We start from the raw sequence: 20,571 nt of genomic DNA, 5'->3' as shown, positions 1-20,571 counted from the left end.
CTGGAAACCAGAGATTAGAATGAGATCATCTATCTTTCATTTACTAGTTCTCTTGGTTTTTCTTGGATGTTCGGGGAAAACCGAGATCTACTCTCCTCAAGCAAAAGATGGAATTTTAGATTTGAGGAATTGGGATAGAGATCGTTTCTCTACAGTTGCCTTAGATGGTAATTGGGAATTTGCAGATGGAGTGATAGCTCCAGAAACTTTTGTAAAAGATGGATTCATTTCTGTCCCAGGTGCTTGGAATTTATTTACAAAAAATGGTAAAAGCCATGGTGGCGAAGGTCTCGGAACTTACAAACTTACAGTTCTCTTAGACAAACCAGTAAAAGATCTATCTTTTCAAATTGGAGATGTTTCTACAGCATACAAACTTTTTCTGAACGGAAAACTTCTGATCGAAAATGGAAAGATCGGAAATTCAAGAGCAGAAATGCTCCCTTCCTATAAACATCCAATTGTCTTAATAGATGAGGAATCGAAAGAATTAAAACTCACATTACAAATATCAAATTTTTATCATATAACCGGTGGGCTCCGCAAATCCATTAAGTTAGGAAATACATTATCAGTATTCGAAGAGAAAAAAAGACAGATCGCTCTTGGCTGGGTGGTTTTTGGCGCAACATTCTTCATGGGTCTTTATCATTTGATACTATTTCTAATGAGAAGAGTGGATAAATCGGCACTTTGGTTCGGATTATTCTGCATTGATCTAAGCGTTAGAGGATTTTTCACAGGATCAGTATTTATATACGAAGTCACGCCGGACTCTTTTTGGGTGTACATCCATAAACTGGACATTTTAACATTTGTTCTAGCTCTTCCCCTATTTTCTGTTTTTTTAAAAGCAGTATTTCCAGACGAAAAATTCCATAATTATTTCAATAATCTATTTATAGGAGTTAGCTTCGTATTCTTCGTTTTGGTTTTAGCACTTCCTTCTGCGGAGTATATGAATTATATTCGAATATTCCAAGCTTTCGTGGGAATAAGCACTGTTTACTTTTTTATAATGATTGCTCTTTGTATTTTCAGAAGGAGAGAAGGAGCCATTCTATTCGCAGTTGGATCTCTTATACTTTTCATAACCACATTAAATGATATTTTAAACCAAAGTTTAATAATAAAGGCGGAGTATTTAGCAAGCTGGGGACTTCTCGCATTCTTATTTTCCCAGACGGTAATGTTATCCATTAGATTTTCCAATGCGTTCGTGAGATTAGAGGAGCTGCAAAAATCTTTGGAACAAAAAGTAATAGAAAGAACCAGACAATTAGCAGAAGCAAAACATACCGCAGAAGAAGCGAATTCACTCAAGGATACATTCTTATCTTTAGTGACTCATGACTTAAGATCACCTATTACAACAGTAATCGGAATCCTACATTTGATCCGAAATGATTACGAACAATTAGACGATACATCCTTATTAGAATGGGTGGATAGGGCGGAATATACTTCTTCTCAATCCTTAGAGATGATTGCGACTCTCTTGGATCTGAACAGACTCAAATCAGGCTCATTTCCTTTAGACAATAGTTTGATCTATGTATATCCGGAGGTCGAAGGAGTACTAGCAAAACTTCTTCCTCAAGCAGAAGCAAAGAAGATCCAGATCATAAATAGGATCCCGGATGATGTGAAGTTGAATGTAGATAGGACCTTATTCTCCGAAATATTTATTAATCTAATTTCTAATTCTATAAAATTCTGCAGAGAAGATGATACGATCAGTATAGGATTTTCTAATGAGAAGAATGATCCGGAATTTTTTGTGGAAGATACCGGGATCGGAATGCCTAAAGATATGATCCCGAATTTATTTTTAACAGAAATCAAATCTACTCGACTTGGAACTAAAAATGAATCTGGAACAGGCTTAGGTCTACCTTTAGTTTATAGTATTATAAAAGCATATAACGGAAAAATTTCAGTAGAATCTGAAGAAAAAAAAGGAAGCAAATTTACATTTTCTATTCCGAGAGTTTAATTTTTAGAACAAATATCACAATTTTCGCAAGTATGGAAACTTGCTCCAAAATATTCGTATAAAAATTCCCTTCTACATTTCTCAGACTTTAAATACATAAGCATCTGATACAATCGATTCAAGCTGGCTTTTTTTCTTTCTTCTAAAACTTTCGGATCCGTTAGAACGTCAGGTAATTCTCCACGTAAAACAAGAGACTTTCTTTCCAGATCGCCCGAAGTAACTCCATGTCTTTCGAAAAGATTAAGGACAGTCTGTAAACGATGGTCTCCCCGATTTTTATGAACTACCATGGCCTGCAATTCCTCATACTCAAGAGAAGAAAGTTTTTCTCCCACAGATTTCAAGACACGATGCACTCGGATCATAAAATTCTCATCAGGGTTCTGCCATTCAATAAAATCCATAAGAACAGTTAGGTCATCTTGGTTATAAAACAAAAGACAGTCGGAAGGATTACCATCTCTTCCTGCTCTTCCTATTTCCTGATAATAAGATTCCAAGGAAGAAGGTAGTTCCGCATGAATGATTGTGCGAATATTCGCTTTATCAACACCCATTCCGAATGCATTCGTAGCTAAAAGTAAAGTGTCTTTCGAATTTAGAAAATCACTTTGTATCTTTCTTCTTTTATCAGGAGATAATAATCCATGATACATTCTATACCGGATCTTTTCTACATCCAAAAGTTCTGAAAACTTTTCTATATTTTTGATCAGGTTGAAGTATACAATCGTATTACCTTTCAAATTTTTTAAGTAAGAGATCAATTCCTTTGCCTTAGAAGAAGAATCTACAAAAGTCCTAACTTCTAAATAAAGATTTGGTCTAGAAATTCCTTCGTTATAAACCTGAATGTCTGATTCAGATAATCCAATCTGTTTGATTATATCCTTTTGGATCTCTTTTGTCGCTGTGGCAGTCAAAGCGATGATCCTAGGATTTTTTAGGATCTTTCTGAATTCTGAAATTTTAGTATAGTCCGGCCTAAAGTCATGTCCCCATTGGCTGATACAATGTGCCTCATCTACAACCAATAAAGAAACTTTTCTAGTCTTAAAAATTTCTAAAAAATGAAATTTACGAAATCTCTCTGGGGAAACGTAAAGAATTTTATACTTTCCATTCTTTAAGTTTTCATAACGAAGATTACGCTCTTCTTTAGAAATGGAAGAGTTCACAAATTCTGCATCTATTCCCAAAGATTTCAGCTTATCCACTTGATCCTGCATAAGTGCAATCAATGGAGAAATTACGACTGTCAGCTCCTCCAATGCCAATGCGGGCAATTGATAACATAAAGATTTGCCCATCCCAGTAGGCATGATCACTAGGCAGTTTTTCCCTTCTAAAACATCCCTAATAATTTTTTCTTGAGAAGACCTGAATTCGGAAACCCCGAATATTTTTTTTAATTCTTGTAGATCGGACATTTGGACAATTTCCTTTTTGGATCAGATCCAGTTTTTGCCAATCCGGTTTTTTAAGATCTTTTCTAGAGTTTTTATTCCTAAAGTAAAATTTCTCTGGCCTTCTTTACAAAAATTCTTACTCTTTGTTATTAAATTTTTAACCAAGAGAATAAAATGAACCTTTCGACATTTAGAAATATACTGATTATCCTTGGCTCTGTGTTTACCGCAGGCTTTTTGTATTTAGTGCTTCCACCTTTATCACAAAATTTTGATGTGATCGGTGCGTTTTTAGGGGGATTCGTTAATCCATTCTCAAGCGCTTATGCTTTAGATATAATTTTTACCTGGCTTGTTCTCGCTGCTTGGATCGTATACGAAGCAAAAACAAAAGGAGTTAAAAATGGATGGATCGCTCTTCTACTCGGAGTGGTTCCTGGTGTGGCAGTAGGAGCTGCATACTATATTTATTTAAGAGAGAAACAAGGTCGTAACTGATCTTTTTTCTAAACTTGTAGGAATTCCAACATGCGGTTTCCATTTGGTGGAAACCGACCAATCTCCATTGGTCCACAAAACCATTCTATCTTCTAAAATTGGTGTGGGCCAATATCTTTGAGTTTTGTATTTTGGATAATCGAATAATTTATTGAACGGTTTGAAGGAATCGCATGAACTCCAACTCTCCAATTGTTTCCATCCAAAACCTCTCCAAATCCTATTCCAATGGATTCCAAGCTTTAAAAAACATTAACTTGGATATTGAAAAAGGAGAGATCATCGCACTCTTAGGCCCAAATGGTGCAGGAAAGACCACTCTGATCTCGATCATCTGCGGGATAGTCAATCCGACTTCGGGTTCTGTGTCCGTAGGCGGTTACGATATTATCAAAGATTACAGAAAGACTAGATCTATGATCGGTCTTGTCCCGCAAGAGCTTACTGTTCATGCATTTGAATCTGTTTTAACTACTACGAATTTCAGCCGGGGCCTATTCGGAAAATCACCTAACAAAGATTATATCGATGAACTTCTAAAGTCCCTTTCTCTTTTAGAAAAAAAAGATCAGATGATCATGACCTTATCTGGCGGAATGAAAAGAAGGGTCTTGATCGCAAAAGCATTATCACATGAACCAATGGTTTTATTTTTAGATGAACCAACCGCAGGCGTCGATGTAGAGCTCAGAAAAGATATGTGGAATGTAGTGAGAGCTCTTAGAGACAAAGGTGTTACCATTATTCTCACTACACATTATATCGAAGAAGCAGAAGAGATCGCAGATAGAGTCGGTATCATGAACAAGGGGGAACTAGTCCTTGTAGAAAAGAAAACCGAACTAATGCATAAGCTTGGAAAAAAACAGATCCTACTTGATCTTGTTTCCCCTCTCCAAAGTATCCCAAATAATTTTAACGGTTACGAATTAGAACTAAAGAATGAAGGGAAACAATTATTATACACCTATGACGGCCAGGAAAAACAGACCGGGATCGCAAGCTTCTTAGAACAATTGAAAAAGTCCGGAATTGAATTCAGGGACTTGAATACAACCCAAAGCAGTTTGGAAGAAATTTTCGTACAATTAGTGAAGGAATCCAAATGAATCTGAACGCAATCAAAGCCATCTATTTTTTCGAAATGGCAAGAACAAGAAGAACATTGATGCAAAGTATTGCGTCGCCTGTTCTTTCTACTTCTTTGTATTTTATCGTTTTCGGTTCTGCGATAGGCTCCAGGATCCAAGAAGTAAACGGAGTTTCTTACGGCTCATTTATTGTGCCAGGACTCGTCATGCTTTCACTATTGACCGAAAGTATTTCTAACGCTTCTTTCGGGATCTATTTCCCTAAGTTTACTGGAACCATCTACGAAATTTTATCCGCCCCTGTCTCTAGCATGGAAGCAGTAATCGGTTTCGTGGGAGCTGCCGCAACCAAGTCTTTGATCTTAGGATCCATCATGCTCGCTACTGCTTCTTTGTTTGTAGAAATAAAGATCGCTCATCCATTCTTGATGGTCTTCTTTTTGATACTTACCTGTGTTTCTTTCAGTCTATTCGGGTTTATAATAGGTATTTGGGCCGATAATTTCGAAAAGTTGCAAGTGATCCCAATGCTCGTCATCACTCCTTTGGTTTTCTTAGGGGGAAGTTTCTATTCTGCAAATATGCTCCCTCCTTTTTGGCAGACTGTAACTTTATTCAATCCGATCCTATATTTGGTCAGCGGATTTAGATGGAGCTTTTATGAGATCGGTGATGTAAGCCTTGAGATCAGTCTAACTATGATCTCACTTTTCTTAATTTCTTGTCTATGCGTTGTGGCTTGGATGTTCAAGACAGGATATCATATTAAAAAATAATAAAACATAGGCCGGACAATCTAGGGTTCTTTAGATTGTCCGTTTCCATTTGAAAGCCTATCCAAATATTTTTTCAAAAGTTCTCCTACCTTCAAAACAGATTCGTTGGATGGATCCAAACGGATCGCTTCGTTTAATATAGAATCTGCTCTATCAAAATTTTTAACTGCTATATAGATCTCAGCAAGATTGGTTAGATTTTTAATATGAGAAGGTTCTCTCAAACGAAGTCGCTCGCTAAAATCCAGAGCCTTTCTGATCTGACCTGCCTTTCTAGCTGCAAAGGAAGCCACATACAAGATCTCGCTATCAATAGGATTCATCTTAAAATAATCTTCCGCGTATCTGGCTGCCTTTTGATAATCTTTCAATTTTAAGAATAGTTTTATAAAATTCTTTTTCACCTCTGGGACTCTGCTATCCAGAGATTCTGCCTCTTCTAAATAACTGAGCGCTTCTTGTGTATCTTTATTTAAGAAGGTCTCTTTTGCGCTCCTAAGCAATTCTTTGATCCTTTGTCTCTTTTCATCATGCTGAATTGTATGCCTTCCATTTCCAGCAAAAGATAATCGGATGAGTGAAAGGTCATCACTCAATTTACCAATATTCAGGATCACATTATATATTTCTTGGAGATCTCCTCTCCCCTTTTCCACAGAGTTTAAGAATAATTTTTCGTCATCATTGATAATCCGATCTCCATCAGAATCCATTCCCAGGATAATATCGTCCCTACCGTCAGATCCTACAAAGATACAATCCCCAGGTTCTAACTGAAAAGTTTTAATAAAAATAGTCCCTTCCACACCAGTAGTTCCTAGTTTCCGGAACATAAACTCATTCTCTATAAAACTTGCTATTCCATCTCGATACAAAACCGTCCAAGGATGTTCTGCATTAATATAATATAATATTCCAAGTTCATCATCCACAAGACCAATAACCGAGGAGACAAGCATAGACCCGTCAAAACTTTCGAAAACTTTATGTAATTCGATAAATGCGTTTTTTAACCATCTCTCTGGAGATTGTTTTTTGATTGTGTCTACTACTCTTGTTCTTTCAACAATGGATTCAAAAACAGATCCGAGAACCAATGCACCTCCTGCACCCTGCATAGACTTACCCATGGCGTCCCCATTTAAGAATACAGTATAGGACCTCCCCTGCAAATCTATATGATTAGAGATATTTAAGTCTCCACCGATCTCATCTTCATGCTTTCTAAAAGTGAATCTTTTCTTTTGTTTTAAAAGAAATTCGACCTTTACATTTTCTTGATTTGCCTTATTCGAACCTAATGGCTTGATTAAAAGAGAAGTTAAAAAATAATCAGCGTCCTGTTGTTGTTTTAATTCCTGAACCTCATTCAAAGTTTGTTCCAATTCTTTGGTTCGATCTTTTACTTTTTCTTCTAATTCGTTAGCATACTGCTCTAATCTTTTTCTGGCTGCCTGAATAGATCTTGCCATCCTATTAAAAGATCTCGCAATAAAACCGATTTCATCTTCTACTCTTGGGACTAATCTATATTCCAAATTTCCAGAGTTAACTTCGGTCAATCCAACCACAACGTCTTCCATAGGTTTTACGATTGCATTATGAAAGAAGAATCTAAATCCAAAGCTGATAGTAACGACCATCACCAAAAGGCAGATCACCAATACCAAAGAAGGAGAATGTAAATATTCCCTGAAAGATCTATAAGTGAATCCTACTTCGTAAATTTTTTCGTTTTGAGGATGGATCACCAAATATGCTAAATAAAACTCAGGAGTTTTTTCATCCGCCTTATTAAACTTTGCTCCTCTATACATCCTTTCCCCCACTTCTCTTAAAGAAGTTAATGGAAGAATAAACGAAGATCTAACCTCAAGCTCTGACTTCCCTGAAGAAATATCCTTTTCTACTTTTTTACGGACTTGTTCAAGCACTGACTTTAAACCAATCTCTTCAGAATTCAGAAGTTTGGCCAAAGCAGTCGGATCATTTTTAGAAGGTAGATTGGAAAATTTGTTTTTTATAATATTCAGTCTTTTATTTAAGAAACGAAAAAAATCAATAAGTTCAGCATCTGAAACCTTCGCATCACCTTTTGATTCATAAAAATTCTTTATTCCTTCCGAATACGCGTAAAATTCTTTAGGAGAATCTGCGAGGATCATTTTAGATCTTTCCCATCTTTCCTTTGCATTTAATGTTCCCAAATTCGTAAGCTTTCGGGTCACATTGAAAAATTTGATCTCTAAACGATCCTCTGAATCGAACCTTGAGTCCTTCTCCCCTTTTTCCATAATGAATTCTTTAGATTCAGTATCAAAAGAAAGCAGATAGGCAAAACCCTCAGGCTTCTTTCCTTGAAACGCAGCGAGCTCCGAAGCCTGGACTTTTAATGTATCAAAAGAAGTATCATAACCATTTAATATAGCATAACCAACTAACTGGAACGCCAAAAGAAAAGTTGCCATAGTCACAGCTACAATCTTACTCAGGATCGTAGTCCTTTCCTTGGTGGCGTTCGCGTAAATGATCAACACTAGAAAAAGACCAGCTACAAGTGCAATATCGGTAGTATGTTGGAATACTTTTCTAGAAACGGAACCGTCCCTACTCATCACATTCAAAATGCCTGGAATGATCGTAATCGTAGAATAAGCGATCGCGATATAAATGATCCATCTTCTTTCTTTTCCTTTCTCTACAATGGCTCTCCAAGTAGCCGAGGCCAAAAAGGAAAAGTTATATATTAAAATTATAATGGAAAAAATTTTATAAAATTTATGAGACTCGAAATCCCAATAATTACTTCCAATATTGAAACGATGATCGGACTGCAATGTCACTGCGATAAATGTCGCCTCAACGATCGCGAGTCCCGCATATAAAATAGAATAAACAGTTAAACCAAACTTAACGTTCCTAGGATTTGGAAAATAAAAGAAAAATATAAAACACTGAGTAAATCCCATCATAGGAGAAGGGATCGCGAGCCATCGATGTATGATTGTCCATTGATCAAAAGAGATGAATGCTATAATATAAGCTAAGTGAAAAATGGTCATTGCTAAGGTCGAAAGACCCAAGTGAAATGCAGCCTTACTTCCGTCTTTAATACTTAAAAAGAAGAAGGTAACGTAGATGGAAAAAAGGCAGGCGAGCAAAGAACCAAAAAAGTAAAAATTAAAATAGAACTGATCCATATCGGCAGCATAAAAAGAATCTCAAAACCGATATCCGTCAAGAAGATTGTTTACGGATTAGAACCGGTTATAGGGGAAAACTCTAGAGGAAATTTCTATCAATAAAGCGATAATCATCTTGATGCAACGACCATATGAAATCCAAGACTAAATTATAATCTAGGGTCTATATCTTCACTTTCTAAGGCCAAAACTCCAAATACGGATTCGTGAGTCCTGCGCAACGGTTCCTTTTTTACGAAACGTTCTAACGCCTCAATACCTAAAGCGAATTCACGTAACGCTAAGGACCTTTTCCTAGCCAAACCTCTTTTTCTTAACCTTTCAAGATTTTCAGGGCGATCATATTCTGGACCATATATGATGCGAAGATATTCAGGTCCCCTGCACTTAATAGCAGGTTGCAGTAGACCTTCTTTTCCAAAAGCAAGGAAGTCAAAAGGTTTAACCACAACACCTTCTCCTCCTTTTGAAACTAGATTTAGCCACCAGCCAATTGTATCTTCGGTTTCCTTTTCTGATTCTAAATTTACCGATCTATATTCAGTCGCTTTTAATAGGTTTGAGTCGAATCTACAAATCTCCGAAATATTTTCCATATGCCAAGTATGGGATTTGTCAGTATAAGTTTTTCCTTCTGTCGCAAGAATATGAAAAGGAGCCAACTTTAAATCTGCAATCGATTCCACTTTCCAACAGTATGCAGAATATGCTTCTTCATATTTTGAAACAGAGGCTTGTTTATTTTCGAAGTCCCTAATTAATTCGGAAGCTTCTTCAAGCCCGAGGTTTGCTGCTTGCTTTAATAGACGAATTGCCTCCGAAGACGAAGCAAAAGCTGCGGAGTAAACTGCTGCATATTGATCTCGTATAAGAGACTGGGCCTTCAAAGACCAAGGCATCAATTCGGAATCTATACATACCCAATCCGTCTGAAACTTCTCCCAAAAGCCACTAATGGTTAAGGCTCGATTCAGATGATCCAGAAATTCCTTTTCAAGATTAGGATCATTAAAAAAGTTCCGACCTGTTCTAGTATAACAAATTCCGAATCCTTCTCCTTCTACACCAAATCTAAGTTTTGCAACTTCTTCACTTTTACAAATCGTTATGATTGCACGAGAACCCATATGTTTCTCTTCACATACAATCTTAGCAATTCCCCTTTTTTTATAATAGTGAAAAGCTTGAAGTGGATGTTCTAAAAATCCTGGAAGCTCGCTTGTAGAGCATGGAGACATCGTAGGAGGAAGATAGATCAACCATTTAGGATTCACCGCAAATCGGCTCATCACCTCTAAAGCACCTATGGAATTTTCTTCTCTAATCGTGATATTATTTCTTAAACTAGTTTGAACGATCCGTTTACCAATCACATCTAAAATATCGAGTAAATCATCGTCATCTTGTTGAGAAGAAAAGCCGGGTTTCTGATCAAAATCTAAAGGTTTTGCGGATTCGAAATAAATTTCCTTCGCATCTACTTGTACAATCTCTTCTTCAGGATAACGTAATGCAGTTAGTTTGCCTCCGAAAACACACCCAGTATCTATATTAATCGTATTGTTTAACCACTCGGCATATTTTACTGGAGTATGACCATAAACTACCTTAGCGCGACCGCGATATTCTCTTGCCCAAGGATATCTGACCGGTAATCCAAACTCATCAATTTCACCAGTAGTTTCTCCATACATGCAAAAGCTTCGAACTGCACCAGATCCTCGACCTTGCATCTCTTCTTTCAAGCCTGCATGAGCTACCACTAACTTACCTTGGTCAAATACGTAATGGCTGATTAAATTATCTAAAAAAGTTTGTACAGATTTTACAAAATTCTCAGGAACCTTTTCCAATTGTTCGACTGTTCTTTCTAATCCGTGTTTTAAATTGACCTTTTTGCCATTTAAATACTTTTGCAATTTCCAATCATGATTTCCGGCCACGCAGAAAGCAGCACCGGAGTGGACCATGGACATGACAAGTCGAAGTACAGAAGGAGAATCTGGTCCTCTATCTACCAAATCTCCCACAAACACTGCTTTTCTATTTTGCGGAGGCAGTATATCAAAACCAAAATTTGATCCGTCATCCTCCACCTCGCGGATTGTATAGCCAAGCTTCTCTAAAAGCTCCTTAGTCTCTGCATAACAACCATGAATATCACCTATAATATCAAATGGCCCTAACTCTTCTTTTTTATTATTATATAATTTTTCTCTAATTATCGAAAGAACTGAATCTACTTCCTCTGGTGATCTTAGTACGTAAATTTTGCGAAAACCTTCTTCTCGCAAATTACGAATAGATCTTTTCAACTGGCTTCTTTGGTTTCGTATAACGTGAGGTCCGAAAGTTCTATCTGTTCTATTTTTATTTCTTTCTATGCATATATTTTCCGGTATATCCAGAACAATCGCAACAGGTAAACAATGGTATGAACGAGAGATTTCAATAATGGGACGGCGCGATTCTTTCTGAATGTTCGTAGCATCCACTACGGTCAAAAGTCCCTTTTTTAGTCTTTTGCCTAATATATAATGCAGAAGCTCAAACGCTTCCGTAGTAGCTTCTTGATCATTTTCATCGTTGGAAACAATTCCCCGACACTCGTCAGAAGAAAGAATTTCCGTTTTTAAAAAATGTTTTTTGGCGAAACTAGATTTGCCGGAACCGGAAGTTCCAATCATTACCACTACGGATAACTCAGGTATATTAATCTCCAAGCGTGAATACCGCCATTTGAGTTGAAGCTCCTATGTTTTCCGCAACTTCTCCTACTGGAAAAAATTCTACGGAATATCCAAATTTATCACAAACCTTTCCGGACCAATCTTGAAACTCGGATCTAGTCCATTCAAAACGATGGTCGTGATGTCTGAAATTCTTTAGTTTATCGTAAAGTACATTGTATTCTCTATTCGGAGTAGTGAGTACAACAGTTTTAGGGCGTGAAAATTCGAAAAGTACCCTTTCAAAGGATCTCAATCGGTTCAAATCCATATGTTCAATCACTTCGACTACTGCGGCTGCATCGAAACCTTGCAGCCTCGGATCTTTATAAATCAGAGATCCTTGTATAAATTTTAACCTTTCCTTTTGCCTTTCGGGGAGTTGTTCGTAATTTAATCGTTCTTTCGCTACTAAAAGTTCTGAATAAGAAACATCCATCGCCAAAATTTCAGAAAATTGTTTATTCTGTAAAAGAATTTTAGTGAGTTTCCCTTCCCCACAACCTAGATCTAAAACTTTCTCTGCGCCAGATTCAGATATCTTTTTTACAACTTCTTTGAGCCTGATCTTGTTTAAAGATTCCTTCTTTACTTTATCCTCAGGTTCTTGTGTTTCATTCTTTTCTTCAATATGTTCTTCATCATTAAGTTTTTGCAACGCACTTCTTGCAAAATGTTTAATATTCAATAAATAACGTCCAACTATCACTTGTTTTTGAGGATGAGAAGTAAGCCAACCTTCTCCCTTCTTGACTAACTTATCTATTTCTCCCTTATCTATAAAATAATGTTTATCCAAGTCCAAGGCAGGAATTAAGACATATAAATGAGAGAGAAGTTCCTTAATTGTGATATTATTCGTTAATGCCAGAGAGTAATATCTACTTTCTCCCCAGTCAGGGAACTTTGGATCTAAGGGAATTCTCTTAATTTCGCATTCGTACCCTAAAGGTTCAAAAAATGAACGAATTAAAGGTTCTCCTCCCTTCGGGGCAGGCAATACTGGAATGTGAATCTCTAGAGGGAACTTTTCCTGAACTAGTTCAGGTCTTGTTTTACAAGTTCCGTTCAAGGCAGATGAAAGAGTTTGAGCAATCGCAACTGACAAGAAAGAAGAAACTACATATGGTCTATCGTTAACATATTGTTCTAAAGCAAATTGAGACTCTCCATTTTTTCGCCTTCCTCGAACCAAAGCAATCGGATCGATTTCCAACATTAAACAGAAGGTGGTTTTATTTGGATCTCTTTCAGGATAAAAAAGACGAACCTTCCCAAAAGAAAAATCAGAAGTCTGAAATTTTTCAGGATGTTTATGCAGCAAAAAACCTAGATCGGTAGCCTGCTCCCTAGTTGTAGAAATAGTAAGTAACATAGAACAATAAAATTATCGTTTCTCCGCTAAAGACGGACAAATTAAAATAGAAAAGAATGTTGAAAATCAAAAAGAAGGAATATTCTAAATTTTCAAGCCCCCAATCTTTCCTGCTCCGAATTTCTAGGAGAAAGTCCATGAATTCTTTTGTAAGCTTTGGAAAAAGCAAATGCAGAGGAATAACCCACTGTCCTTGCAATCTCCTCTAAGGTAAAATTCTCCTCTGCCATCAAAATTTTTCCCTTATCCATTCTTAATTTTGCCAAATAGTCCATAGGAGTACATCCCAAAACATCTCTGAATCGATTTGCAATGGAAGCTCTAGAAACTCCGACCGCTCTGGATAATTTTTCCAAGGTCCAAGGATAAGAAAGTTTTCGATGCAATGCCTCTAACGCTCTTAAAACTTTTTCGTCTTTAAAAGCGCTTCTCCATCCAGGAGAAGAAGAAGGATGGATTTCCAACCAATGCCGGATTACGTAGTACAAAAGAATATCGGTTAACCTTTGTAATATCAGATCAGAACCAATGCCTGAATCTAATTCCTGAGAAATTAATACTTGAGTGGTGTTTAACGGATGATGAGCCAGAACATCAGATGACTTTACTAAAATATAATCAGGAAGTTCTAAGAAGAACGGATGCTGAGCAGTATCTGGAACCTCATAACGAACAGAAACGAATGTGGTTAAGGGAAGTTTTTCAGACTTCTTTTGTTTTTCAGACATTTCCATAAACTTGGAAATATGTACGACCTTATCATCAGGAGAATATACAAGGTCGTGATCCAAACCTTTTGCGACGAATAGAATATCCCCTTTTTCTAAGTGGATCAATTTTCCTTTGATCCTTGCATAACAGGAACCCTGGGAAAGAATATGAAATCCTCCGCTCTTCTCGCATGGAAAACGAAATCCCCAAGGTTTATACAGAGAAGTTCTTGCGAGTAGATCCGCCTTCCAACCCGCATTGGTCAATATTTCCGATAAAATATCCATATTTTAAGAATACGATATAATATCCAAAAGTCGATTCCTTTATACTCTTAGATATGTTTTTTAGATCCTGGGACATAGCCTAATTTCAGGACATCTTGTATCATTCAAAGTTACAGGAGAATAAATCAAATGAAAATTTTCGTTTATGGCGGAGCAGGACAGATCTCTAGTTCCGTAATTTCTAAACTATTGGATCTAGGACATGAGGTATATGCAGGCACCAGAAATCCAGATGCAGGTAAAAAACTTCCGGGGCTACATTGGGTATTTGCGGATGCAACTCAAGCATCAAAGGGAACTGAAATTTTGGAAAAAGTGGAGAGAGCCTTCTTCATTTCTCCCCCAGGATACACAGACCAATATTCAGTATTAAGTCCTTGGTTTGAAAAAGCTAAAACTTATTCTTTGAAGAAGGTGGTTTTAATGAGTGCGATGGGAGTTGAATTCGCACCTCCTGAGGCTCCATTCAGAAAGTTAGAGATTAGTTTAGAAAATTCTGGAGTTCCTTATACAATTTTAAGACCGAATTGGTTCATGCAAAATTTCCAAACATATTGGCTGTCTGGGATCTTAAAAGATAAGAAAATATTCTTCCCGGCTGGAAATGCAAAAACTAGTTTTATCCATACAGATGATATTTCTTCTTCTGTTGTTTCTGCTCTTTTGAATGACGGGTTCAATGGAAAAGGTATAACGTTGACCGGAAAAGAAGCGCTTACTCATGAAGAAGTAGCCGAAAAAATTTCTAAACATACCGGCTTGAAGGTGAGTTACATAGATATCAGCCCAGAGGAATTTAAGTCCGGCCTTTTACAAGCAGGTGTTCCTGAAGACTATGCAAGTTTTATGGTATTTATTGCTGGAGCACTGAAAGATGGCCATTCTTCTCCTATACTAAATACTGTTCGGGAGATTACAGGAAAGGACCCAATCTCCTTTGATGAGTATGCAGAACAAAACAAAAAGGTTTGGTTAAATTAAAACCGTCTCTTGTTCGACCTTAATCGAGACATTTTTAGATCGATTAAGGTGGGACAACGGCTACGAAGCCAAATTCACCTAATTATAAAAAGTCGAAAGAAGAAAATAATACAAAAGTTTTAGTGCATATAGCAATTTATCATAAATTCTGAAACAGATTTGAAATGATTTTCTTTTGTCGATCAAACGCTCGATAAAAATCTAAAATAGCCGCCTCATTTGGTGCTATTTATCCTGCATTCAGGAATCCTCTTGACAATTAGTCGTTTATGCAAAATCTAACAACTCCAATATGGAAGCCTCCATTCTATTCTCCCATCATGCAAGCGGCGTCTTCTCTCTGTTCCTCTTAACCTTCGTTCTAAGTGGATTCTTGGTATTCAATAAGCACAGGTCTTTACCCACATATTATTTAATCCTAATGTATCTGGGATATGGGACCATGTTTTTTGGTTATTTTCTTTCTTACTCCATATTCAGTCCATTAGCAGCCTATCATAGATATCTTACAGTTTTTGTAATCTTCGGGATTGTAGGTTTTATAGGCTTCTGTTATCATTTCCCGAGAAATATTTATCCTAGAGAATCCAAGATCATCATCCCTTTATCATTGGTGATCGCACTCGCGGCATGGATCCATTTCATTCTGAAAACAGCGGGAATGGAAAAAATTTATCTATTTTCTGCTCACCATTATAGTTTCGATTTTGGAAAAGAAGCGAGTTTTGCAATTCTTCTCTGCTTCATTATCAGCACAGTTATTCTAATCAGAAAGATCATTTACTTTTCTCGTTATACGGGAATATTCCAAAGATGGAATACTGCAGTAAGCTCTTCGGCTCTTCCTGTTCGTATATTGGTTAAAACCCTACTCTTTCTTCCTTTAAATATTATGAGAATCTTGCTTCCTGCCAGAAAGGAAGGGATCGCGCTAAGAGCATTCTTACTCACAGTGATCTTAAATATACTAAATGCATATAATAACGTGCTGAATAAGTCTGGAGTTCTATCATACGACACGTATGCGATCACATATTTTATCTTATCTGTAATCACAATATTTTTCATACAGAGTGCTTATCTAAATCATTCTCCAGAACCTACAAGTTTTATGGGAAAGATCCTCTCAAGTGCTGTGGTCACTGTTGTATTAGCGTTAGGAGCCATCAGTTATATCACCTTATTCTCCACAGATAAATCCATCGAGAAAGAAGATTTAGTGGAGATGAACTCTGTCAAAACCGAAATCCGTAACGGAGACACAAATTTTCCTCCGAACGTAAGATACGTTTTATCTCGCCCGGTTGGCCCAGGCATATTCGATCATAAATATGAGATCTTATTTTCCAAAGATGGCTTGAACCAAACGATTTTGAAAGAAGGAGAAAGGTATTATAAAAACCAACAGCTCAAGGAGGCTATCGAGAAGAATAAAAAATTACATAAAGGAAAATCTGAATCCGAATTAGAGGCGATCACCCTAAAAGAAATGAAAGAAACAAATCTTCCTTTAAGCTCCAGACTTTTCAGGATAGCAGGAGAATTTTATATTCATTATGATTTCGTGATAGGACAAACTAGATACGAAGTTGGATTCGCATATGCAGAATTCAGACAAGTTATCCACGATGTCGCTCGTTGGTTAATACTGATCATCCTTGGAACAACAATTTTTATATTAATAGCATTCCCTATCCTATTAAGAGTAAGTTTGATCCATCCTCTCAATAACCTATTATCCGGAGTGGAAAAGGTTAACCATGGAGATTTAAATGTAAACGTTCCGATCAAAACAATGGATGAGATCGGTTTCTTATCTCTATCATTTAACTCAATGGTAGATTCAATCCGAGGCGCCAGAGAACAATTACAAGAACATGCAGACCATCTAGAAGAAAAGGTAGAAGAACGTACAAAAGAAGTCCAAGAAAAAATGGAAGAAGTCCAAAGACTGAAAATCCAACAAGACGGGGACTATTTCTTAACTTCCCTACTTGCAAAACCTCTCTTCTATAATGCGAACAAGTCTTCTAAAGTAAACACTAGCTTTCTTATCAGGCAAAAAAAATATTTCGAATTTCGGAATAAGCAAGGAGAACTCGGGGGGGATATCTGCTTAACTGGGAATTTAAGATTAGGAACTCCTGATAATTATAAAAAATTCACTATGGCCATGAATGGGGACGCCATGGGAAAATCAATGCAAGGAGCAGGAGGTTCCTTGGTCATGGGAGTTGTGATGAACTCAATCATGGCAAGATCCGCTGCAAACAAGAGAGTCCTATCAAAAACACCGGAAGAATGGCTGACGGAAACCTATACGGAAATCCATTCAGTATTCAAAAGTTTTGATGGGACCATGGTCATCTCCGCGACCGTAGCATTGATCGACGATGAAACAGGAGAGATGTTCTATTGGAACGCAGAACACCCGTTCTCTGTATTATACAGAGATGGCAAAGCTTCTTTCCTAGAAGACACATTAGAACTTCGTAAATTAGGATTGGATTCAGAGTTCGAATTTAAGGTGAAAAAATTCCAACTTCATCCTGGAGATTTGATCATACTGGCGTCGGACGGAAGAGACGATCTATTATTAGACATACAGAATAATAAGAGGGTCATCAACGAAGACGAAAATGTATTCTTAGATGTGGTAGAAAGATCTCACGGAGAGATCAAATCCATTGAAAAAAATATCCGAAGTATTGGAGAAGTCATCGATGACCTTTCTATTCTAAGAATAGGATTCCAAGAAGTAAACGCGCCTGCGATTGATCAAAGAGAAGATCGAAATGACTTCGCAGACAAAGTAGTTTTACAAAGTCTTTATAAAGAAGGAAAAGAATTATATCGTAATGGAGAGGCTCAGAAAGCGATCTCGATCCTTCTGGATGCGTATGCAACAGATAATAATAATCAAAAACTGAACAAACTACTCGGGTTGATCAGCTTTAAAGAAAAAGATTATCCATTAGCTGTAAAAGTGCTCAGCAAATATCTGAGCCAGGATCCGGATACAGCAGAGCTTTGGTATTATCTATCCATTGCAGAAAAGCGAATTGGTAATTTGGCTCAATCCTTAGAAGCAGCAATGATGGTAAACCAAATGCAGCCAATGAATGTACAAAATCTGGTCCATCTTTCTGATCTAAATCGACTTTTAGGAAACAGAGAAGAAGCAATCGGTTTCACAAAATCCGTAGAAGAAATAGATCCGGATAATAAGAATATCCGAAAACTAAAAAAACTTTTAGAGATGGATTAAGGAAAATCCAAGCTACAACCCTGCTTCGGTTTAAAAACAGCCTTTGATCTAAAATTGGTAAACAGGCTAGAAAATTCAACAGATAGAGAATTCTCTTCCTGGATCCAACGATCCGGGGAGAAAAATTGTTTTGTATAATCTTTACAATATTCTTCCGAACCTTTAACAACAAATAAACAAGAACAACCTTCTTTCGCTACAAAAGAAGAATATACTCTTCCGAGAGAATCTGGAAGTATCTTCCATTTCCAGATTGAAAAGACAAATAAGAACAATATTAAGACTGCAGCACCCAAAATATATAATACTTTTATAAAATTCTTCATGGAGCTTTCCCTGTATCCTTTTTATCCAAGATAGGAAGTAAACGATCTAGAAACTCTTTCATTGGAAATCTTGCACCTCTATCATTCCCCAAACGGACCACTACCAATTTTTTACTTGGATCTACGATCATATATTGCCCCCAATGTCCAGAGGCAAAAAAAGACTCGGAAGAAAGTTTCGGGTAATAAAGATCTTCCGAATTAGGAGAGAACCGATTTAGATACACATGTCCTCCCATAGTCGGAATATGAAATATATCCAGATACCAAGGTCTTTTGCTTTTAAGATCGTAAATTCTAAAAGTTTTAGAGATCCAATCCTTCGGAAAGATCCCAGATGACTTTCCTGTAACTTCTTCCGAATACAGTGATCCAATTTTTGCAAGATCTCTTGCAGATAGATATGCGTAAGAAGAAGCTACCGGAACTCCTTTGCCATCCCTTTCCCAAACATAGGATTGGATCCCGATCCGTTTAAAATAGACTTCAGGAAAATCTTTTTCGACTGAATCTAAAACTGCAGATAATAAATTAGAATCTCCGCTTGAATAAGAAATTTTTTCCCCTGGAGCATGAGAAAACTTTAATTTAGAAATATAATCTGCGATATCTCGATTTCCTTCTCCGTATAATATTTCCAGAATATCAGAATTGAAAGGCGCCCATTCGTATCTCTCTTTCCAGTCGATCCCGGAAGCGAAAAAGAGCAAATGTTTCACTTTCAATTCTTCCGAATTTGGATCTGGTGATTTTGGCAGATAAAATCGGACAGGTTTTTCCATATCCAATTTCCCTAAAGCAACTGCCTGACCTACAGCTCCATTCAATAAAAATTTGCTGATGGACCAGGTTGGATGTAACGTTTTCGGTCCGAATCCAGAAGAATAAGCTTCTAATATTGTCTTTCCGTCTTGGATGACCAAAATTGCATTTGTGCGGATCTTAGATTTGCTTGTTTGAAATTGTTTTTCCGTCGCCCATTTAGATAACGATATTACTTCTTCCTTTTCGCTAATATTAATATTATAAGCGGAATACTGGAAATTTTCTACTCCGGAGCAAACACCAAAGAATATTAGAAGAAGTAGCCAGACTTTTTTGAAATACGTTCCCATCGAAAACTCTCGGACATAAATGGGAAAGGTCCGAACTATAAAATATTCCAAAATATTCGGATTGAATATGAAATTTTAAATACAAAGCAAAATTTCCTGCGGCAGCGATACGTAGATCTTTAGTCCGGACCAAGTCCGGATGAGCGATAGCGAAATCGAAGTAGCGCGGCCCGAGCAAAAGCGAGCGGGCCGCCCAAAACTGTTTATACCGTGAGGTTTGAACTCCTACATAATGTGGGAATTCCAACAAACTGAGTAGTAACTTTTACAAGTAAAAAATGTTGGAGTTCCTGCAGTAGAAATTACATTAAATATCTTTTGCCCAAATTATCTCTTTTTTCCGTGTCCGCACCCTTAGCAATTAGAAGATCTGAAATTTCCGCTAATCCATCATAACTATAAGAAATATGTAATGGAGTCACACCTTGGGGATCCGCAACGTTGGGATCAGCTCCATGTTCTAAAAGGATCTGAACAGGTTGGATTTTACCATTTTCAACAGCTTTATGAATAGGAAAAATCCCGTTTCTATCCGGAAGATTTGGATCCAAGCCAGCGTTCAACAAAGTCTCCAAGTAAAATGGATCTTGGATCTCAGAGGCACAAAACCCAAGAAGTCCTTTGGTACATTCTTTTAGCTCTCCTTTATTTGGGATCAGATCTAAAATTTTTCTGAAACCTTGTTTGTCTCCGTTTTGGATCTTAGAAAATAATTCTTTTCCTCTTTGTAGAGTCTTTCGATCCTTAATCCAGTTATTAATCCAATCTAGCATTTTATTTCCCGATCTATATTTAGAAAATAG

General features: G+C 37.0%; 14 protein-coding genes. 6 read left to right on the top strand and 8 right to left on the bottom strand.

Features of this window, described 5'->3' with window-relative positions:
- Positions 1 to 19: 19 nt before the first annotated feature.
- Positions 20 to 1,996, top strand: a complete 1,977-nt coding sequence (locus EHQ52_RS12925; protein WP_135615542.1) for a sensor histidine kinase — start codon at positions 20 to 22, stop codon at positions 1,994 to 1,996.
- Here EHQ52_RS12925 and EHQ52_RS12920 read toward each other — a convergent pair.
- Positions 1,993 to 3,429, bottom strand: coding sequence for a RecQ family ATP-dependent DNA helicase (locus EHQ52_RS12920; protein WP_135615541.1), 1,437 nt, complete (start codon positions 3,427 to 3,429; stop codon positions 1,993 to 1,995). The two genes, EHQ52_RS12925 and EHQ52_RS12920, sit on opposite strands and share 4 nt — an antisense overlap.
- A gap of 153 nt (positions 3,430 to 3,582) precedes the next feature.
- Between EHQ52_RS12920 and EHQ52_RS12915 the strand changes: the two genes are divergently transcribed.
- From EHQ52_RS12915 to EHQ52_RS12905, 3 genes are all read left to right on the top strand, one after another.
- Positions 3,583 to 3,906, top strand: coding sequence for a DUF2834 domain-containing protein (locus tag EHQ52_RS12915; protein WP_135615540.1), 324 nt, complete (start codon positions 3,583 to 3,585; stop codon positions 3,904 to 3,906).
- Positions 3,907 to 4,079: 173 nt separating this feature from the next.
- Positions 4,080 to 5,015 carry an ABC transporter ATP-binding protein gene (locus EHQ52_RS12910; protein WP_135615539.1) on the top strand — a complete coding sequence of 312 codons (936 nt, stop codon included), beginning with the start codon at positions 4,080 to 4,082 and terminating at the stop codon, positions 5,013 to 5,015.
- Complete coding sequence (locus tag EHQ52_RS12905; RefSeq protein WP_135615538.1) at positions 5,012 to 5,773, top strand: ABC transporter permease; 762 nt, start codon at positions 5,012 to 5,014, stop codon at positions 5,771 to 5,773. The genes EHQ52_RS12910 and EHQ52_RS12905 overlap by 4 nt, the downstream gene beginning before the upstream one ends.
- Before the next feature lie 20 nt (positions 5,774 to 5,793).
- On the opposite strand, the gene EHQ52_RS12900 is transcribed toward EHQ52_RS12905, so the two are convergent.
- The 4 genes from EHQ52_RS12900 to EHQ52_RS12885 all read right to left on the bottom strand — a co-directional run bounded on the left by EHQ52_RS12900 (position 5,794) and on the right by EHQ52_RS12885 (position 14,078).
- On the bottom strand, positions 5,794 to 8,973 hold the full coding sequence (locus EHQ52_RS12900; RefSeq protein ID WP_135615537.1) for a SpoIIE family protein phosphatase: 3,180 nt from the start codon (positions 8,971 to 8,973) through the stop codon (positions 5,794 to 5,796).
- 152 nt (positions 8,974 to 9,125) lie between these two features.
- Complete coding sequence (locus EHQ52_RS12895) at positions 9,126 to 11,699, bottom strand: polynucleotide kinase-phosphatase (RefSeq protein ID WP_135615536.1); 2,574 nt, start codon at positions 11,697 to 11,699, stop codon at positions 9,126 to 9,128.
- Positions 11,689 to 13,080, bottom strand: a complete 1,392-nt coding sequence (locus EHQ52_RS12890) for a 3' terminal RNA ribose 2'-O-methyltransferase Hen1 (protein WP_135615535.1) — start codon at positions 13,078 to 13,080, stop codon at positions 11,689 to 11,691. The genes EHQ52_RS12895 and EHQ52_RS12890 overlap by 11 nt, the downstream gene beginning before the upstream one ends.
- A 92-nt stretch (positions 13,081 to 13,172) precedes the next feature.
- Positions 13,173 to 14,078 (bottom strand): AraC family transcriptional regulator, encoded by a 906-nt coding sequence (locus EHQ52_RS12885; RefSeq protein ID WP_135615534.1) that lies wholly within the window; start codon positions 14,076 to 14,078, stop codon positions 13,173 to 13,175.
- Positions 14,079 to 14,207: 129 nt separating this feature from the next.
- Here EHQ52_RS12885 and EHQ52_RS12880 point away from each other — a divergent pair, with 129 nt between their 5' ends.
- Positions 14,208 to 15,059 carry an NmrA family NAD(P)-binding protein gene (locus EHQ52_RS12880; RefSeq protein ID WP_135615533.1) on the top strand — a complete coding sequence of 284 codons (852 nt, stop codon included), beginning with the start codon at positions 14,208 to 14,210 and terminating at the stop codon, positions 15,057 to 15,059.
- Between the two features lie 292 nt (positions 15,060 to 15,351).
- Positions 15,352 to 18,327 (top strand): SpoIIE family protein phosphatase, encoded by a 2,976-nt coding sequence (locus EHQ52_RS12875; RefSeq protein WP_135615532.1) that lies wholly within the window; start codon positions 15,352 to 15,354, stop codon positions 18,325 to 18,327.
- Here EHQ52_RS12875 and EHQ52_RS12870 read toward each other — a convergent pair.
- From EHQ52_RS12870 to EHQ52_RS12860, 3 genes are all read right to left on the bottom strand, one after another.
- Positions 18,324 to 18,653: a hypothetical protein gene (locus EHQ52_RS12870; protein ID WP_135615531.1), complete on the bottom strand. Its 330-nt coding sequence runs from the start codon at positions 18,651 to 18,653 to the stop codon at positions 18,324 to 18,326. The two genes, EHQ52_RS12875 and EHQ52_RS12870, sit on opposite strands and share 4 nt — an antisense overlap.
- Positions 18,650 to 19,768: a serine hydrolase domain-containing protein gene (locus EHQ52_RS12865; RefSeq protein ID WP_135615530.1), complete on the bottom strand. Its 1,119-nt coding sequence runs from the start codon at positions 19,766 to 19,768 to the stop codon at positions 18,650 to 18,652. The genes EHQ52_RS12870 and EHQ52_RS12865 overlap by 4 nt, the downstream gene beginning before the upstream one ends.
- A gap of 302 nt (positions 19,769 to 20,070) precedes the next feature.
- Positions 20,071 to 20,541: an ankyrin repeat domain-containing protein gene (locus tag EHQ52_RS12860; protein WP_135615529.1), complete on the bottom strand. Its 471-nt coding sequence runs from the start codon at positions 20,539 to 20,541 to the stop codon at positions 20,071 to 20,073.
- Positions 20,542 to 20,571: the final 30 nt, after the last annotated feature.

Source organism: Leptospira koniambonensis (assembly GCF_004769555.1).
GTDB lineage: Bacteria > Spirochaetota > Leptospiria > Leptospirales > Leptospiraceae > Leptospira_B > Leptospira_B koniambonensis.
This window is presented reverse-complemented; position numbering and strand designations above follow the sequence as displayed.

Bases quoted from the DNA above. Each gene is read 5' to 3' on its own strand.
- EHQ52_RS12905 (WP_135615538.1), top strand. From the start codon at position 5,012: ATGAATCTGAACGCAATCAAAGCCATCTATTTTTTCGAAATGGCAAGA.
- EHQ52_RS12880 (WP_135615533.1), top strand. From the start codon at position 14,208: ATGAAAATTTTCGTTTATGGCGGAGCAGGACAGATCTCTAGTTCCGTA.
- EHQ52_RS12925 (WP_135615542.1), top strand. From the start codon at position 20: ATGAGATCATCTATCTTTCATTTACTAGTTCTCTTGGTTTTTCTTGGA.
- EHQ52_RS12875 (WP_135615532.1), top strand. From the start codon at position 15,352: ATGGAAGCCTCCATTCTATTCTCCCATCATGCAAGCGGCGTCTTCTCT.
- EHQ52_RS12910 (WP_135615539.1), top strand. From the start codon at position 4,080: ATGAACTCCAACTCTCCAATTGTTTCCATCCAAAACCTCTCCAAATCC.
- EHQ52_RS12915 (WP_135615540.1), top strand. From the start codon at position 3,583: ATGAACCTTTCGACATTTAGAAATATACTGATTATCCTTGGCTCTGTG.
- EHQ52_RS12860 (WP_135615529.1), bottom strand. From the start codon at position 20,541: ATGCTAGATTGGATTAATAACTGGATTAAGGATCGAAAGACTCTACAA.
- EHQ52_RS12870 (WP_135615531.1), bottom strand. From the start codon at position 18,653: ATGAAGAATTTTATAAAAGTATTATATATTTTGGGTGCTGCAGTCTTA.
- EHQ52_RS12920 (WP_135615541.1), bottom strand. From the start codon at position 3,429: ATGTCCGATCTACAAGAATTAAAAAAAATATTCGGGGTTTCCGAATTC.
- EHQ52_RS12900 (WP_135615537.1), bottom strand. From the start codon at position 8,973: ATGGATCAGTTCTATTTTAATTTTTACTTTTTTGGTTCTTTGCTCGCC.
- EHQ52_RS12885 (WP_135615534.1), bottom strand. From the start codon at position 14,078: ATGGATATTTTATCGGAAATATTGACCAATGCGGGTTGGAAGGCGGAT.
- EHQ52_RS12865 (WP_135615530.1), bottom strand. From the start codon at position 19,768: ATGGGAACGTATTTCAAAAAAGTCTGGCTACTTCTTCTAATATTCTTT.
- EHQ52_RS12890 (WP_135615535.1), bottom strand. From the start codon at position 13,080: ATGTTACTTACTATTTCTACAACTAGGGAGCAGGCTACCGATCTAGGT.